This is a genomic window from Roseomonas sp. F4, assembly GCF_053891155.1.
In genome coordinates this window covers 760,717-776,571 of the sequence record NZ_JBSSHK010000003.1, presented here as the reverse complement: position 1 = coordinate 776,571, position 15,855 = coordinate 760,717, and the positions used below count along the sequence as shown (strand labels likewise).

The 15,855-nt window shown below is 68.1% G+C and carries 19 protein-coding genes; 10 read left to right on the top strand and 9 right to left on the bottom strand.

What is annotated here, in order from left to right; genetic code table 11:
* Positions 1-28: 28 nt before the first annotated feature.
* Genes ACVFYP_RS15955 through ACVFYP_RS15940 form a run of 4 tightly spaced genes read right to left on the bottom strand, consistent with a single transcriptional unit; the run spans position 29 to position 3,494 of the window.
* A complete protein-coding gene (locus tag ACVFYP_RS15955; protein ID WP_499201170.1) occupies positions 29-946 on the bottom strand; it encodes an SMP-30/gluconolactonase/LRE family protein in 918 nt (305 codons plus the stop codon).
* 1 nt (position 947) lies between these two features.
* Positions 948-1,718, bottom strand: coding sequence for an HpcH/HpaI aldolase family protein (locus tag ACVFYP_RS15950; protein WP_499201169.1), 771 nt, complete (start codon positions 1,716-1,718; stop codon positions 948-950).
* A 43-nt stretch (positions 1,719-1,761) separates the two neighbouring features.
* Positions 1,762-2,565, bottom strand: a complete 804-nt coding sequence (locus ACVFYP_RS15945) for an NAD-dependent epimerase/dehydratase family protein (RefSeq protein WP_499201168.1) — start codon at positions 2,563-2,565, stop codon at positions 1,762-1,764.
* Positions 2,566-2,570: 5 nt separating this feature from the next.
* Positions 2,571-3,494 (bottom strand): TauD/TfdA dioxygenase family protein, encoded by a 924-nt coding sequence (locus ACVFYP_RS15940; protein ID WP_499201167.1) that lies wholly within the window; start codon positions 3,492-3,494, stop codon positions 2,571-2,573.
* Between the two features lie 219 nt (positions 3,495-3,713).
* Here ACVFYP_RS15940 and ACVFYP_RS15935 point away from each other — a divergent pair, with 219 nt between their 5' ends.
* From ACVFYP_RS15935 to ACVFYP_RS15925, 3 genes are all read left to right on the top strand, one after another.
* Complete coding sequence (locus tag ACVFYP_RS15935) at positions 3,714-4,751, top strand: LacI family DNA-binding transcriptional regulator (protein WP_499201166.1); 1,038 nt, start codon at positions 3,714-3,716, stop codon at positions 4,749-4,751.
* A gap of 277 nt (positions 4,752-5,028) precedes the next feature.
* Positions 5,029-5,262 (top strand): hypothetical protein, encoded by a 234-nt coding sequence (locus tag ACVFYP_RS15930; protein ID WP_499201165.1) that lies wholly within the window; start codon positions 5,029-5,031, stop codon positions 5,260-5,262.
* A gap of 313 nt (positions 5,263-5,575) precedes the next feature.
* A complete protein-coding gene (locus ACVFYP_RS15925; protein WP_499201164.1) occupies positions 5,576-5,905 on the top strand; it encodes a hypothetical protein in 330 nt (109 codons plus the stop codon).
* A 275-nt stretch (positions 5,906-6,180) separates the two neighbouring features.
* On the opposite strand, the gene ACVFYP_RS15920 is transcribed toward ACVFYP_RS15925, so the two are convergent.
* Together ACVFYP_RS15920 and cysK are read right to left on the bottom strand one after the other, a co-directional pair.
* Positions 6,181-7,863, bottom strand: a complete 1,683-nt coding sequence (locus ACVFYP_RS15920) for a methyl-accepting chemotaxis protein (RefSeq protein ID WP_499201163.1) — start codon at positions 7,861-7,863, stop codon at positions 6,181-6,183.
* Between the two features lie 674 nt (positions 7,864-8,537).
* Positions 8,538-9,494: a cysteine synthase A gene (gene cysK, locus ACVFYP_RS15915; RefSeq protein WP_499201284.1), complete on the bottom strand. Its 957-nt coding sequence runs from the start codon at positions 9,492-9,494 to the stop codon at positions 8,538-8,540.
* 252 nt (positions 9,495-9,746) lie between these two features.
* Here cysK and ACVFYP_RS15910 point away from each other — a divergent pair, with 252 nt between their 5' ends.
* The 6 genes from ACVFYP_RS15910 (at position 9,747) to ACVFYP_RS15885 (ending at position 13,819) form a co-directional block, all read left to right on the top strand.
* On the top strand, positions 9,747-10,190 hold the full coding sequence (locus ACVFYP_RS15910) for an RrF2 family transcriptional regulator (RefSeq protein WP_499201162.1): 444 nt from the start codon (positions 9,747-9,749) through the stop codon (positions 10,188-10,190).
* A 66-nt stretch (positions 10,191-10,256) separates the two neighbouring features.
* Entirely contained in the window at positions 10,257-11,405 is a 1,149-nt protein-coding gene (locus tag ACVFYP_RS15905) for a YeeE/YedE family protein (RefSeq protein ID WP_499201161.1), read from the top strand.
* 86 nt (positions 11,406-11,491) lie between these two features.
* Positions 11,492-11,794 (top strand): c-type cytochrome, encoded by a 303-nt coding sequence (locus tag ACVFYP_RS15900; protein ID WP_499201160.1) that lies wholly within the window; start codon positions 11,492-11,494, stop codon positions 11,792-11,794.
* A complete protein-coding gene (locus ACVFYP_RS15895; protein WP_499201159.1) occupies positions 11,794-13,071 on the top strand; it encodes an FCSD flavin-binding domain-containing protein in 1,278 nt (425 codons plus the stop codon). Before ACVFYP_RS15900 ends, ACVFYP_RS15895 begins: the two co-directional genes overlap by 1 nt.
* Entirely contained in the window at positions 13,071-13,499 is a 429-nt protein-coding gene (locus tag ACVFYP_RS15890) for a thiosulfate oxidation carrier protein SoxY (protein WP_499201158.1), read from the top strand. The genes ACVFYP_RS15895 and ACVFYP_RS15890 overlap by 1 nt, the downstream gene beginning before the upstream one ends.
* The gene (locus ACVFYP_RS15885) at positions 13,496-13,819 is read left to right on the top strand and encodes a thiosulfate oxidation carrier complex protein SoxZ (protein WP_499201157.1); all 324 of its coding nucleotides are present in this window, start codon (positions 13,496-13,498) and stop codon (positions 13,817-13,819) included. The genes ACVFYP_RS15890 and ACVFYP_RS15885 overlap by 4 nt, the downstream gene beginning before the upstream one ends.
* A gap of 5 nt (positions 13,820-13,824) precedes the next feature.
* Here ACVFYP_RS15885 and ACVFYP_RS15880 read toward each other — a convergent pair whose 3' ends face one another.
* The 3 genes from ACVFYP_RS15880 to cobA form a co-directional block, all read right to left on the bottom strand.
* Positions 13,825-14,082 (bottom strand): hypothetical protein, encoded by a 258-nt coding sequence (locus ACVFYP_RS15880; protein WP_499201156.1) that lies wholly within the window; start codon positions 14,080-14,082, stop codon positions 13,825-13,827.
* 161 nt (positions 14,083-14,243) lie between these two features.
* Positions 14,244-14,393, bottom strand: a complete 150-nt coding sequence (locus ACVFYP_RS15875) for a hypothetical protein (RefSeq protein WP_499201155.1) — start codon at positions 14,391-14,393, stop codon at positions 14,244-14,246.
* A gap of 104 nt (positions 14,394-14,497) precedes the next feature.
* The gene (gene cobA, locus ACVFYP_RS15870) at positions 14,498-15,313 is read right to left on the bottom strand and encodes a uroporphyrinogen-III C-methyltransferase (protein WP_499201154.1); all 816 of its coding nucleotides are present in this window, start codon (positions 15,311-15,313) and stop codon (positions 14,498-14,500) included.
* Positions 15,314-15,528: 215 nt separating this feature from the next.
* Between cobA and ACVFYP_RS15865 the strand changes: the two genes are divergently transcribed.
* Entirely contained in the window at positions 15,529-15,843 is a 315-nt protein-coding gene (locus ACVFYP_RS15865) for a DUF2849 domain-containing protein (RefSeq protein ID WP_499201153.1), read from the top strand.
* Positions 15,844-15,855: the final 12 nt, after the last annotated feature.

Sequence of the window (15,855 nt, the reverse complement as noted above, 5' to 3'; positions counted from 1 at the left end):
GGGCAGCTGGCTTCCAATTCGATGCACGTCAGGCGTGGGAGAACATGGCGCGGCCCGGCACCGGCATGCGCACCCGCATCACGGAGGCCGTGGAGGCCTCCAGGATGAACAGGTCGCGCCGGTCTGGCCCGCCATAGGCGATGTTGGTCACGGATTTGCCGGTGCAGGACCGGATGCGCAGCAAGGGCTCCCCATCCGGTGAGAAGAGCCAGACCGTGCCGTTGCGGGCATGCGCCACGGCGATGTTGCCCGCCTCGTCCAGCGCCAGGCCATCCGGCCCCAGGCCGCCGCTGAGCTGGATGAAGAGGTCGATCTGCCGCGAAGCCGCATCGCCCGCGGCGGGAAAGCGCCACACGGCATTGCCGCGCGTCACGCCGACCAGCAGGTTGTGCCCGGCATGATCCAGCACCAGGCCGTTCGGGGTCGGCGCATTGTCGATCAACAGTTCCGCTGACCCGCCTGCCGGCGGAATGCGGAAGACGCGGCCGGTGGGGTCGCCCAGGTGGCTCCGCCCGGGATCGGTGAGGTAGAGCGTCCCGTCAGGGCCGAAGAACAGGTCATTCGGCCCGCGGAATCGCTCGGCATTCGGACGGGTCACGTAGGGCCGGACGATCTTCTCCTCCGGATGCATCACCATGATGCCCTGCGCCCTGTCCGCCAGGAAGATGCGGCCGTCCCGATGGATCTTCAGCCCGTTGGGCTCGCCCTCATACCGCGTGACGAGCACCCAGCGGCCCTCCGGGTCGATCCGGAAGATCCGCCCATGCGGGATATCCGTGCACCAGAGGTGGCCGTCGCGGTCGAAGGACGGTCCCTCCAGGAAGGAATGCACAGGCCCTGCCGCATGCGTTCGGCTCTGCGCCCAGAAGCTCGGGGGACCGCGCCAGCGCAGATCCTCCGGCAGGGCGGTGAAGAGTTCCGCCTGCAGCTCGTCGGGGCGCGACATGTCACGCATGCAGATCCGTCCGCAGCGTGCGCAGCGCGTTGACCAGGATATTGGTGGTGTTGAAGCAGATCATGCGCGCCCCCTGCGCGGCCAGTTCGCGCGCCTGCGGTGCGGCACGCGCGATGGTGGCGAAGGCGGGGCCATCCGGCATCGCGGCGAGTTCCTCGCGGATCCGCGTGACGGCGCCGGTGACCTCCGGATGCGCGAGGTTTCCCAGATGGCCCATGGAGGAGGCCAGGTCGTTGGGGCCGACGAACAACGCGTCCACGCCCGGCACGCGCGCAATCGCGCCCACCTGGCTCAGCGCCTCCGCATCCTCGATCATCGCGATCACCGTGGTGCGGCCCGCCTGTTCGCGCAGCATAGTGGCGCCATCGCCGGTGCCGTGCCGCGCCGCGCGGGACAGGGTGCTGATGCCGCGGCGGCCGAGCGGCGGGTAGTAGGAATGCTGCACGATCCGCGCCGCGACTTCCGCGCTGGTCACATGCGGAACCATGATTCCATCGGCACCGAGATCCAGCACATGCAGGATATCATCGGCTCCGCCGCGTGGCACGCGGACCAGCGCGGCGATGCCGGAGGCTGCCGCCGCGCGCAGCATGTGCTCCAGCGTCTCCAGCCCTGCCCCGCCATGTTCCGTGTCGATGATGACGAAGTCGAAGCCGGACCAGCCCGCGATCTCCACGGTGGCCGGGGACGGGATGCCGACGAAGAAGCCGTACAGCGTCTTATCGCCGCGCAGCTTGGCCTTGAACGATGGTGTCTCTGTCATTCTGTCTTTTCCTCCCATCCGCTCACCCGCCGGCACGCCTTGGCTAGGGTGGCGGACGTGTCCGGGTGTAGTCGCGGGCACAGAGATGGCCGCCCTGGTAGCGCTCGGTGATCGGGTCGTCGCTGACGATGCCGGCGAAGGCGGCGGCGTAGTCGTCCGCGCTGTCCTGCGGTGCCCAACCGATGCGCGCCCGCGCATCGTGGCGCCACCAGCTCCGGCTATTGGCGGAGGCGCCCCAGATGATGTCGCAACCGACCTCCTCGGCCCGCAGCGCCGCGGCGACCAGACGTGCGAGATCGGCGTAGGAGAGCCAGCTCGACAGCGTCCGCCGGTCCCTGGGTTCCGGGAAGCCGGAGCCGATGCGGATGGAGAGATTCTCGACGCCGTGCTTGTACCAGTAGAGCCGGCCCATGAGCTCCCCATAGGCCTTGGACAGGCCGTAATAGGTATCGGGCCGCAGCTCGCAATCGGCGTCGAGCGGCGAGCTCCGCTCGTGGAAGCCGATGGCGTGGTTCGAGGAGGCGAAGATCACCCGCGCACCGGCCAGCCGCGCCGCCTCATAGATGTTGAACAGGCCGCCGACGTTCGGGCCCAACACCTCATCGAAGGGCCGCTCAGTGGAGACGCCGCCGAAATGCACGATGGCGCCGCAGCCTCCGCCGAGGGCCAGGATCGCCGCGTGATCGCAGAGATCGGCCTGCGCGAAGCGCGCGCGGGGTGGCAGCGGGCCGGGAAACGGCTTGATATCCGTCAGCACCAGGTCGAAACCCACCTCGGAAAGATGGGCCGCCAGCATGCTGCCCAGCGCGCCGGAAGCACCCGTGAGCAGAACGGGCCGTGCCGGCACCGCGCTCAAGCCGGCACCGGACCAAGGGTCTCCACGCGATGCATGCGACGCGGCAGGTCGCCATAGTCGAAGATCGCGAGATGCTGCGTCGCACGGTTGTCCCAGATCAGCAGGTCGCCGACCTTCCAGCTGTGGCGGTAGATGAATTCGGGGCGGCGGATATGCGCCCAGAGCTCCTCCAGCAGCGCATCGCTTTCCTCGGGCGACAGGCCGACGATCCGCGCCGTATGGCCCTCCGTCACGAACAGTGCCTTGCGGCCCGTCACCGGATGCACGGCGACGATCGGATGCTCGACATCCGGGTATTCCGCCTTCTGGGCATCCGTCAGCGGTGGCCGGCGCAGGTCGCCCTGACGGCGCTTCTTCTCCAGGTGATGCGTGAAGCTGTGCACGGCTTTGCGGCCGGCGATACGGCCGCGCAGCGCATCGGGCAGCGCGTCGTAGGCTTCCGCCACGCTGGCGAACAGCGTGTCGCCCAACGCCTTGCCATCACTATAGGGCACCTCGAGCGCGTAGAGCGCCGTGTACATGTCGGGGTGCGCCATATGCGTGCCGTCGGCGTGCCACATCGCGCCCGCATCCATCAGGCCGATGTTGCGCCCGTTCTCCACAATGTTGGAGATCACCATCATGTCCGGCTGACCCGGCACGCTGAAAGCATTCGCACGGCTATAGGCGGATTTCTTGACCGGGCCGAGCTTCTCCATGAAGGCGAGTTGCTCGCCCGGCGTCAGGTGCTGGTCGCGGACCACGATCACGCCGTAGCGGTGCAAGGCATCCAGCACGAGCGTGATGACGGCGGGCGTCACGCGCGTACCGAGTTCGAGCCCGGTGATCTCGGCGCCGAGGGCCGGCGCCATGGCGCGCAGGCGCGGGCCATCCGTGGACATGGACGGCCTGGTGAGCATGGAAGAGTAGAGCTCGGACATTCGGGCATTCTCCCTTGAGGTCACCTTGGCGGCGGCCTTCATGATATCGATACCATTCTACGGCCGCAGCTTGCCTCGTGCATGGCGCGACCGATATTTGGAATTAATGGTAACGATACCATTATCGGCAGCCGCGTCAACAGATCATCGGCTGGCGGCGCATGTTGCCGCGTGGTTAGGTGGGACGTCCCCGGTCAACCTGGATTTTCCTCGCAGCGCATGCCTTCGAACGACCACTCCGATGCCGATCGATCCGGCAAGCCGCCGGGCCGTGCACCGGTACGGATCACCGACGTGGCGGCTGCCGCCGGCGTTTCCGCGATCACGGTGTCGCGCGCGCTGAACACGCCTGATCTTCTGTCAAAGGGCACGTTGCGACGCGTGCTCACCGCGGTGAAGCAGTTGGGCTATGTGCCAAACCTGACGGCCGGTGCCTTGTCCTCACGCCGCTCTCGCATGGTGGTCGCCATCGTGCCGACGATCGCCAGCCCGATGTATGCGGAGACCCTGCAGTCCTTCACGAGCACCCTGTCGGCGGCGGGCTACAACGTTGTCCTCGGGCTCGGCGGCTTCGATGACCGCAACGAGGAGCAGCTCGTGACCACGCTGCTGGGCCGGCAGCCCGACGGCATGTTGCTGGTCGGCGCGGTCCATTCCGCGGCGGCGAGGCGGCGACTCGCCCAGGCCGGCATCCCGATCGCCGAGATCTGGGGCGACGGATCGCCGGATGGCGACCTGCAGGTCGGCTTCAGCCATGTCGGCGCCGGTGAGGCTGTCGCCACGCACCTGCTGGGCCGTGGCTACGAACACCTCGGCATCATCTCCTCCGATGATTCGCGTGCGCTGGAGCGGTTGGAGGGCTTTCGTGCGGCACTTGGGCGGCGCGGCCACAGCATCGCCTTTCAGCGCCTGGTGGCGCCGCCCAGCACGATCATGGAAGGCCGCCGCTCGCTGGATGCGTTGCTGGGCGCGCTTCCTCGCGGCGGCGCCGTGTTCTGCAGCTCCGATCTGCTGGCAGCCGGGCTGGTCATCGAGGCGCGGGTGCGCGGCCTGGAAGTTCCGCGCAATCTGGCGGTATGCGGCTTCGGCGACCTCGAAATTGGCCGGGCGATGGAGCCGGCGCTGACGACGGTCAGCGTGGATGGGGCGGCAATGGGAGAGATGGCGGCACGCTGTCTGATCGCCCGGCTGTCCGGCGACCCGGCGCCACGGCACATCACGGTACCCGTGGAGATCATTCAGCGGGCGACCAGCTGAGGTAACGATGCGCGCAGCGGCACAGTTTCGGTGGAGAACGAGCCAGGCCGCGGCGTCGACCGCCGCACCACTGTGCGCGGCCCATCAGGCAGCCTTATCGGACGCCGTGAGATTCTCTCGGATGGCAGCCAACTTTGCACGCTGGCGATGCCGGATGGCGGTGTCGTCGTGCAGGGTTTGCAGTCCGGCGAGGGACATGGATGTCCATAGGGCGATGCACCACGGCTTACGACGGCAATATGGTACGACTTCCAGCGTGGTCAGGTCTGAGTTGTCCTTGGTCGAGAATCTAGTCCGTCCCTACGGTACGGCAGGATCAAGGCGCCTCGACATCTATCACCGCGTCGACGGAAAAGACACCATCTGCGCCTATGACATCAAGACCGGTGCTGCCGGATTGAGCGCAGCGCAGGCAGCCAGAATTTTTGTGGAAGCATATGTTTTCGGGCAACAGAGCGGCAACATTCTCTCCCCGCGCGTTCTCGTCATCGAACTGCGGCGGACACCCTGATCATGGCCAGCCAGAAGCAGCTTCGCGAAATCTTTGCCCCGATTCTGGTCGAGCATCCGGACCTGGTCCTGCAGGGCCGCTGGCTGTTCCGCCCGCCCATCGAGACGGCCATCATTGGGCTTCATATTGGCCGGACAGCCTATGTTGGTGACTCAGACGTGGAGCTGTCAGTGCTTCCGCTCTCGCGCTTCTCGCCACCCTCAGCGCTTGGTGACAGGCGGGGCTTCGAAGTCGAACGTGTTATTGGCACCGCCACCCGAACATTGGATTCGGGGCGAGGACGAAGGCCCCCCGCGCATCTTCCAGGACATGCTTGCGCCCGAACATCAAACGCAGCTCCCTGCGTGAGTCGTTCTTCGACAGTGGGCCGGTCGACCTCATCGACGGCTGGCTGGCTGCGATGCGGGGCGACTTTGCCACAGCCGCTGGCAGGCTAAAGGCGTATATCGACAGGACAGGCACACCGTCTTCGCCTTCTGGCGTTCAAGAGCATCAGCAACGCGAAGGGCTTTTGGACACGTTGCAGACCGGCGACTGGGTGCGTGTCGCCGCCTTTCTGCACGAGATGGAGGAGCGAACGATCACTCATCACCGCCTGAAGCGCTTCTGGCGCCGCACGCCATTTCCGTTCGAGAGAGCGTAGCTTTGGCTGCCAATCGCTATACTCAGTATTACACGCCAGGGGTAATGGAGCGAAAAACCGAGTAGCAGTGCGAACCGGAGCAAGAGTCGCGGTCGACAATTAGCCGCTGTGCGGCGCACTACCTTGGGGCGTGCTGCCTCGGGAGGGCTATGGCCCGGTGCATGGCACGGTACCATGCAGCCCGCCGCCAGACACTGAAACGCCAAAATTCGCCTCGCGGAGTTCAGCCACGAGGCGGAGTTCAGCATACGCGCTGCTGGACGCGGGTGCTGCGGTCAGGCGGCCCTGATCCGCCCCAGGAAGTCATCAATCCGCCCCCGCAATGCGGCTGCATCCTGCCGCAGGCCGGATGATGCGCCACGCACTCTTCGCGCTGTGTCCCCGGTCTGGCGCGCATCGCGCGTGACGCCGCTGGCGTGGCGGCTGACCTCCTGGGTGCCGGAGGCGGCTTCCGCCACGGCGCGGCCGATTTCCTGCGTTGCTGCCGCCTGTTCCTCGGCCGCCGCTGCCACCTGCTGCGTCGCATCGCTCATGGTTGCGATGGTACGTGCGATGTCCTGGATAGCGTCGACCGCTTTGACCGTACCCGCCTGGATCGCATTGATTTGTGCGCCAACCTCCTCCGTCGCGCGCGCGGTCTGGGCCGCAAGCGCCTTCACTTCCCCGGCCACCACGGCGAAGCCCTTGCCGTGTTCGCCGGCGCGTGCCGCCTCGATCGTTGCATTGAGAGCGAGGAGATTGGTCTGGGACGCGATACCGGTGATGAGGCGCACAACCTCGCCGATCCGCTGCGCGGAGCCGGACAGCTCCGCAACCGCGGAATCGGTCGCCTGCACCTGTCCCAACGCCATGCGCGCGGCCCCGGCGCTGCCATGGATCTGCCGGGCGACTTCCGACACCGAAGCCGCCATCTCCTCCGCGGAGGCGGCAACGGTCTGCACATTGGCGCTGGCCTCCTCCGAGGCAGCGGCGAGTGATGCCGCGCGCTCCGCGCCGCTCGAGGCGATTTCCTCCATCTCGCCCGACGTGGTGTCGAGCTCAGCGGAAGCTTCCGTGACCCGCACGAGCGCCGCGGTCGCCTCGGCCTCGAAGCCCCGGACCAGAGCTTCGAGCTCCGCGGCGCGGGCGGCCTTGATGGCGCTTTCCCGCGCCATCGCCTCATCCGCTGCGCGCTTTTCAACTAGCGCCGTGCGGAAGCTGGTCAGGGCGGCGGCGATACGGCCGATTTCCGTCTGCGGCGGCAAGGATGGCACGCTGGTGGAAAGATCCCCTGCCGCCATCGCCTGCATCGGTCGGACGACCGAGGCGATGCCGCGGTCAACACCGCGCAGGATAGCGAAGGCGAGTCCACCACCCACCAGCACCGACACTGCGATCAGCCCCACCACGAGCGCCCATGTCAGCGAATAGGCCTCGGCGGCCTCTTGCCCGGATTGCGCGCCGGCTTGCAGGTTGAACCGCACCAGCTTGTCGAGTTCATCACGCAGCACGCGGTAGGCGGCGATGGCGCGCTCCTCCAGCAGTTGCGCCGCCTCCGTCTTGCGCATTGCGCGGGATGGGGTCAGCGTATCCCGTGCTGCCGCGATGTATCTGTCCCAGGCGCTGCGCATACTGGCCACGAGCTCTCGCTCCGCCGATGTATCGACCAGCAGTTCATATTCGGCCAGCACTTCCGCGAAGCGGCTCTCCCAACCTTGAATCCGGGCTTCGATCCGAAGCATCTCAGTCTCGGTCGTCTTCACGACATGCAGGGCCACGTTGAAGCGGTGGTCGCCGGCAACTATGTTCAGTGAACCCAATCCACGCACGCTTGGCATCGCGTTGTTTTCTAACTCCACCGCGACATTTCGCACAGCGCCCATGCGATTCAGGGCAATCGCGCCCAGCAGCGCCGTGAGCGTGAGCAGCAGGGTGAAAGTCGCGGCGAGTTTGGCGCGGATGGAGACGTTGCCGAGCATGGATGGGCTCCAGGGACCACGCCTGTCATGGGCGTTTTCCCCGCATGTTATGCCGCAATGCTGTTAAAAATTGGTTCCGGTGCTGGTATGGCCGTGTCTGAGCGCAGATCGCGCCAGGGTGCGACCCGATACAGGACGCCGTTTGCGATTCCTCACCCGATCTTCACGCAGCCTCTAGAGTGGAGCCTTACCATGGGTTGACGGGAACCAGTTGGCCTCGGGGCAGCAGCCTTGTGCTCCGAGGCATGCAGAGCGGCCAGTGCCGGTGCGTAGCCCGGCGAGATGGGCTGGATGAAACGCAAAACGCCGCCCAGTGGGCGGCTGCAGGGACATCTGGTCCCCGTTTTGCTGCCGCGGCGGAGACGCCGAGGCGGGCGCGCGACAACGATGGGCGTCAGATCTATCGAGGTTCAACACGCGTGAGAGCAGAGTGGTGGTACGGCGGGGTGGCGGGCAGTGTGCCGTCCCTCGGCCCGATATGAATCTGGCTACGGCTTCCGCGATGAACAGCACGCAGCTTCTGTTGTGGATCGGGGGCCTACTTCGGACCCGACAACGCCGCCGGACGCACCGTCGCGCGAGAACATCGAGCTCGCCCGCTGGCCTTCCACCCAAGCTGATCCACGCGGCTGCTCGTCTCCAGGCACATGAAACAGCGGGGTGGAGCAGGCCCCTCAGAATCCCTCGAACAGCTCGGTCGAGAGATACCTCTCCGCAAAGCTCGCGGCGATGGCGACGACCAGCTTGCCCGACAAAGCAGGGTCGCTCGCCACCTGCATGGCGGCATGAAGCGCGGCGCCGGAGGAGATGCCGATCGGCAGGCCTTCCTCGCGCGCGCAGCGCCGCGCGGCGGCAATGGCCTCTCGCTCCGTCACGCGCAGCACGCCATCGAGCTGGTCCAGTTCCAGCACGGTTGGCCGAAAGCCGGCGCCGATGCCCTGGATGCGGTGCGGGCCTGGCTCATCGCCGTTCAGCACCGCGCTCTCGGCCGGCTCTACGCCCAGCACGCGCAGGCCAGGCGCGCGCGGCTTCAGCGTCCGCGCGATACCGGTGGCCGTGCCGCCCGTGCCGATCCCGGAAATGATGGCCGCGACATCACCCCCGGTATCGGCCCAGATCTCCTCGGCCGTCGTGGCGGCATGAATGGCGGGGTTGGCGGGGTTGTCGAACTGCTTCGGCATCCAGGCGTCGGGAGTTTCGGCAATGATCTGCTCCGCCCGGGCCATGGCCCCGGCCATGCCGGCGCGGGCGGGTGTGAGGACCAGCTCGGCACCCAGCAGCCACATCATCTTGCGGCGCTCCATGCTGGCGCCGTCCGGCATCACCACGATCAGCCGATAGCCCTTCGCGGCGGCGACAAAGGCCAGCGCGATCCCGGTATTGCCGGAGGTCGGTTCCACCAGAACTGACCGGCCCGGCGTAATCAGCCCGTCGCGTTCGGCGGCCTCGACCATGGCCAGGCCGATGCGGTCCTTCACCGAGCCGAGCGGGTTGAAATATTCCAGCTTCAACGCAAGACGCGCCTTCAGACCGGCGGAGGCGCCCAGCCTGGGCAGCAGGACGAGCGGCGTGCCACCAATTGTCTCCAAAACGCTGCCGTAGAGACGCCCCCGGGACCTGGCCGGCTCAATAGCCGCGGATGGGACCGGTGCGACAGCGCGCACCGGGGTTGCGCGGGGGTTGGAGGAGGTTCGTCTTGCCATGGGCGGACCATACAAGTCAGGCGTGACGGCCGTAAGGGGCCAGGCTGGCAATACACGCCATAATGGCGTAGATCAGCAGCCGTTGGATCCGCTAAACGACTGAAAATTCGGCCCGGCACGGGGCCGGATAACCCGCGCCGCGTGAAATCCGCCCTCGTTGACCGATAGAAGGCCAACCCGATGATCCTCCGCCGAGACCGCGCCCTGCTGGCCATCGACATCGTCCTGGACGTCGCCTTTCATGCCGGAAGAGGGTTGGACGCGACCGGCGGCGCGGAAATCGCTGACCGCCTACTGGCCCAGCGCCGTGGTATCGAGCCGGTGCTGCAGGGACTGTCGCGCGGCGGCATCCTGGACAGCACCCGAGGCCCGAAAGGCGGCTATCGCTTGGCCCGGGCGCCCCGCGCCATCACCCTGGCCGAGATCGTGGACGCGGTCACGGAGACGGAGGAGGAGACACCCCCCGGCCGCCTGGCCGTCGCGGTGACCGCGCCGCTTTGGCGCGACCTGGATGCCGGGCTGCGGGAGCGTCTGGCGAAAACGACGATCCACGACCTTTTGCGCCAGGCCGCCGCCGCCGGCCTGCGCCGGCCGACATCCGAGCCGCTGGATTTCGCGATCTGATCCGGGGCCGCCTTGGTCCAAGGCCGTGGTGGCCGATATCACGCCGACGATGCGTGAGGTGAATCGATGATTGACGGGCGGCAGGGTATGGCGCTGCTGCTGCTGGCCGGCGGCGCGGCCTGGGTGGCGGTAGGCCAGGGCGCCGGGCAATCTCTCTCCTGGGGTCTTGGGGCGGCGCTTGGCCTGGTGCTGTTTCATGCCAGCTTCGGCTTTGCCGGCGCGTTCCGCCGCCTGCTGGCGGAACGCCGCTCCGCCGGGCTGCGGGCGCAGATGGTGATGCTGGCGCTGGCCGTGGCGCTGTTCCTGCCGGCGCTGGAGGTGGGTGTACTGGGCTGGCAACCGGTGCGCGGCTTCGTGTTTCCGGTGGGGCTCGGCCTGCTGCTCGGCGCCTTCCTGTTCGGCATCGGCATGCAGCTGGGCGGCGGCTGTGCCTCCGGCACGCTCTACACCGCGGCGGGCGGCCAGGGCGTGCGGATGTGGCTGACGTTGGCGGCGTTCATCGCCGGGGCCACGTTGGCCGCCTGGGATGCCGAGCGCTGGCTGGACTGGCCGGCGCTGCCACCCGTCTCCCTGCCCGCGCTGCTCGGCACCTGGCCGGCGCTGCTGCTGAGCTTGGCGGCGCTGGCGCTGGTCTGGTGGGTCGCAGCCCGGCTGGAGCGGCAAAGCCATGGGGCTGTGGAACCGCTGGCCTGGCGCGGTGGCCACCTGCTGCGCGGCCCCTGGCCGATGGTCTGGGGCGCGGTGGGGCTGGCGCTGTTGAACTTTGCCACGCTGTGGATCGCGGGCCGCCCCTGGGCCATCACCGCCGCCTTCCCGCTCTGGGGGTCGCGCGCGGTGGAGGCGCTGGGCTGGGACGACCCGGCCTTCTGGGCCTATTGGGAGGATCCGACGCGGGCCGAGGCCATACTGCGGCCCCTGCTAGCGGACCGGACCACGGTGATGGATCTCGGCCTGATGGCTGGCGCCTTCCTGGCCGCGGCACTGGCCGGGCACAGGGCCAGGTGGCGTTGGCCACGCCCGGGGGAGGCTGCGGCGTCCGTGATCGGCGGCTTGCTGCTCGGCTACGGCGCGGTGCTCGCCTATGGCTGCAATGTCAGTGCCTATTTCGGCGGAATCGCCAGCGGCAGCTTGCATGGCTGGGTTTGGATCGTCCCGGCGCTGATCGGCAATACGGTGGGGCTGCGGCTGCGGCCGGCCTTCGGGCTGGCGCGTTGAAATCAGGGTTTGACCGCAACGACAGGTGAATTATAGGACATCTGTGGAATATGAAAAATTCCACAGAAACGAACGGGGAAACGCAGATGCCCGCCCGCCTGTCCTTCGCCATCGCCGCGGCCAGCCTCGGGCTGCTGTCGCCGGCCACTGCCCAGACCCAGGCCCCGCTTCTGGCCGAGGCCTGCCTCGGCTGCCATGGCCCGGCGGGCAGCGGCGCCACAGGCGTGCCCGCTTTGGCCGGCCGCGATGCGGCGGAGTTGCGCGCGACGCTGGCCGCCTTCCGCGCCAACGAACGCCCCGCCACCATCATGGGCCGCATCACCCGCGGCTATACGGAGGCCGAACTGACGGCCATCGCCGAGCATTTTGCGCGTGGGGAGAGCCGCTGATGACGCCGAACCTCTCGCGCCGCGCCCTGCTCGGCGCCGCTGGCCTTCTGGCAGCCCCCGCCACCGTGCGGGCGCAGTCCCAGGCCCGGCTGCTGGTGATCGGCGGCGGTTTCGGTGGCGCCTCCGCTGCCAGCTTCGCCCGCAAGCGCTACCCCTGGCTGGAAGTGACGCTGGTGGAGCCGAAGGCGCGCTTCGTCACCTGCCCCTACGGCAACCTCGTGATCGGCGGCACGAAGCAGATCGGCGACATCAGCCATGGCTATGACGGGCTGCGCGGCCGCGGCGTGCGGGTGGTGCAGGATTGGGCCAGCGGCATCGACCCCGTGGCGCGCCGCGTGCGTCTGCAGGGTGGGGAGACGCTGGGCTATGACCGGCTGATCCTGTCCCCCGGCATCGCGCTGCGCTGGGGTGCGCTGGAGGGCTATGACGAGGCGGCCTCCGAGATCATGCCGCATGCCTGGGTGCCCGGCGACGGCGCCCAGACCCTGCTGCTGCGGCGCCAGCTGGAGGAGATGCCGGACGGTGGCGTGGTCGGCATCGCCATCCCGGCCAATCCCTTCCGCTGCCCGCCCGGCCCCTATGAGCGGATCAGCATGATCGCGGCCTACCTCCAGCGTCACAAGCCGCGCTCCAAAATCCTGGCGCTGGATGCGAAGGATGCCTTCAGCAAGCAGGGGCTGTTCCAGGATGCCTGGGCGGCGCTCTATCCGGGCCTGATCGAATGGGTGCCGGCCAATCGCGACGGCCGCGTCGTGCGCGTCGATGCGCGGGAACGGGTGCTGGAAAGCGAGTTCGGCGAGAAGCACAAGGTGGCGGTGGCCAATGTCATCCCGCCTCAATCCGCCGCGCGCATCGCGATCGAGGCCGGCCTGGCGAACGAGACGGGCTGGGTGCCGGTGAACCCCGTCACCTTCGAATCCCGCGCAGCCCCCGGCATCCATGTGGTGGGCGATGCGAACATCCCCGGGCCGATGCCGAAATCCGGCTATATCGCCAACAGCACGGCCAAGCAGGCGGTGGCCAGCGCCGCGGCGTCGCTGCGGGGCGAGGCGCCGCCCAGCCCGGTCTACTACAACACCTGCTATTCGCATGTCGGCGCCGAATACGGCATCTCGGTCGTCGGCATCTATCGCCCGAATGCGGAGGGCACGGCGATCGTCGAGGTCCCGCAATCCGGCGGCATCTCCCCGCGTGGCGACCTGCCGGAGCAGCGGCGGCTGGAGGCGATCTACGCCGATGCCTGGTATGAGAGCATCACCAGGGACATGTATGGCTGATGCTGACCCGCCGCGCCGCCCTCACCCTGATCCTGCTGCCCGCCACCGCTTTGGCGCAGACGCCCGATGAGGCGCTGCGCGCGGCGATGCGGGAGGCCATAGGCGATGCGGTCCCGGCCGAGGGCGGCATCACCCTGGTGGTGCCGACCGTGGCCGAAAATGGCGGGCAGGTGCCGGTGACGGTGCGGGTGGACAGCCCGCAGACCGAGGCCGAGCACGTCACCGCCATCCATCTTTTTGCCACGCGCAACCCGACGCCTGGTATCGCCAGTTTCCGGCTGACGCCGCTGTTGGCGCGTGCCGAGGTGCAGACGCGCATCCGGCTGGCGGAGGCGCAGCGCATCCTCGTCCTTGCGCAGTTCAGCGATGGCACGGTGCGTCAGGCGGCCGTCGAAATCCGCGTCACCACCGGGGGGTGCCTGTCATGAGCCTGACCGCGCCGCGCATCCGCGCCCCGCGCAGCGCCCGGGCGGGGGAGGCGGTGGAGATCCGCACGCTGATCGCGCATCCCATGGAAACCGGCCTGCGTCAGGAGGCCGGAGCCTTGGTGCCGCGGGACCTGATCAACCGGCTGGTGGTGCGGGTGAATGGCGCGGTGGCGATGCAGGCGGAGCTGCGCAACGGCTCCTCTGCCAATCCCTACCACGTCTTCTTCCTGCGCCTGGACCGGACCAGCGAGGTCGAGGTCATCGTCACCGACGAGGCCGGGCAGAGCGCCCGGTCCAGCACGCGGATCAGCGTGGGCTGAGCGCTTCAGCGCTGCATGCCCCAGCGCCGCAGAGTCCGCGCCTCCAGCACCCGGAAGATCGCGCCCTCCACCACCAGCCCGATTAAGATCACGGCCGGCAGCCCCGCAAAAACCTCGTCGATCTGCAGGTTGTTGCGCCGCTCGAAGAGGCGAAGGCCCAGCCAATCTTCAACCCGGCGATCACCGCCGGCAGCGCCGCCGGCACCAGGATGCGGAGCGTGAGCTGCCAGCCGCGCAGGCCGAGGCCTGGAGGCGCTGCGCAAGGCTGGCGTCAGCGACTTGGAGATCGTGGAGACGGCGGCCCTCGTCGCCTATTCAACTTCAGCAATCGCATCAACAGCGCGCTCGGCGTTCGCGCGAATGCTGAGGCTGCGCGCGCCCATCGCTGACGTGAACCGACACCACGTGCGGATCAGGCGGCCGATCAGCCCGAGAGCAGGCCGATCAGTCCGATCAGCGCCAGCAAGCCCAGGTTGATCAAGGCGACGGTGCGCGCCGGCAGCCAGGTTTCCCTGAAAAGGTCGTTCGGGCCGGGCAGAAACAGGCTGTCCCTCATGGTGTCCGTGACACGCATCGCATCCGTCTCCTCATCTCCTCTGGCTCCGCAGTCCAGGCCAGAATCAGCCCGTGGCACGCCACGACCGCGCCTCGCCGCAACGGGGTCCAGCCGTGTCGTGGTCACAGGCGGATGGCGTCGCGAAAGGCGGGTGGCGCGACCTCGGCTGTGGCACCCAGCGCCGCGACCTCGCCGATCACGATCAGCGCCGGGCCCGGCAATTCCGCGCGCCGCAAGGCGAGCGTGCAGCCGCCCAGGGTGGTGCGCAGCACCGCCTGGCCGGGCAGCGAGGCCTGGGAGATCACGGCGACCGGCGTGGCGGCCGAGCGTCCGGCGGCCAGCAGGCGCAGCGCGATCTCGTCCAGCCGGCTCAGCGCCATGAAGGCCGCGATGGTGCCGCCGGCCCGTGCCAGCGCGTCCCAGTCGGTCGAGCCAGGCAGCGCTCCCGACTCGTCATGGCCGGTGACGAATGTCACGGCGCTGGCCACGCCGCGCTGGGTCAGGGGGATCCCCGCCGCCGCCGGGGCCGCGGTGCCGGCGGAGACGCCGGGGACGATGCGCCACGAGATGCCGGCCGCGTCGAGGCAGGCGGCTTCCTCGCCGCCCCGCCCGAACAGGAAGGGATCGCCCCCCTTCAGGCGGACCACCCGCAGCCCGGCCCGTGCACCGGTGATCAGGCGGGCATTGATGCGAGCCTGCGGCATGGAGGGCTGGCCCTTCCGCTTGCCGACATTCACCACATCCGCACCCGAACGGATCAGCCGCAGCACCCCACGCCCGGCCAGCGAATCATGCAGCACAAGATCGGCATGCCGCAGCGCGTCGGCGGCGCGCAGGGTCAACAGGCCAGGATCACCGGGGCCCGCACCGACAAGCCAGACCTCACCCGCCGCTGGGCCAATGCCCGAAGCGAGTGAGGAGCCATATTGAACAGACATATGACGTGATATCCGAGATTCTGACTAAGAAAACCATGCTTCTGGCCTGCGGAAAAGGCTTATCTTATGTCGTAGGAATCGGAAATTGGCTGCCTTGGTAGAAAATTCTACCCATCTTCGGGAGCCTTCGGCGTCGGACCATTGATTTCCTTGTCACGAGTCGTAGAATTATGGGGCCTCTCCCGCAGACCTTGGGAGCGGAGAAGGGTTCATCGATGTCCGTCCCCAAAGCGCCTTCCCGGCCCGCCATCATCACCGCCAATCGGCTTGGCGACGGTCGGGTCGTCTGGCTGCGCGCCGACAATGCCTGGTCCGAATCCTGCGGCCAGGCGCGGATTTTTGCCCCGACCGAGCTGGCGGAAGGCCTCGCGGCCGGGGCGGCGGCGGAACGCGCGCAGCATGTCGTCGGCGTCTATGCGGTGGAGGTCGAGCCTGGCACCGGTCGGCCCCTGCGCCTGCGCGAAAGGCTGCGCGCCAAGGGCCCCTCCGTCGACGCGGAACCCAAGCCCGCCCTCTCCCTCGCCTCCTGAGGAGCCTCCACG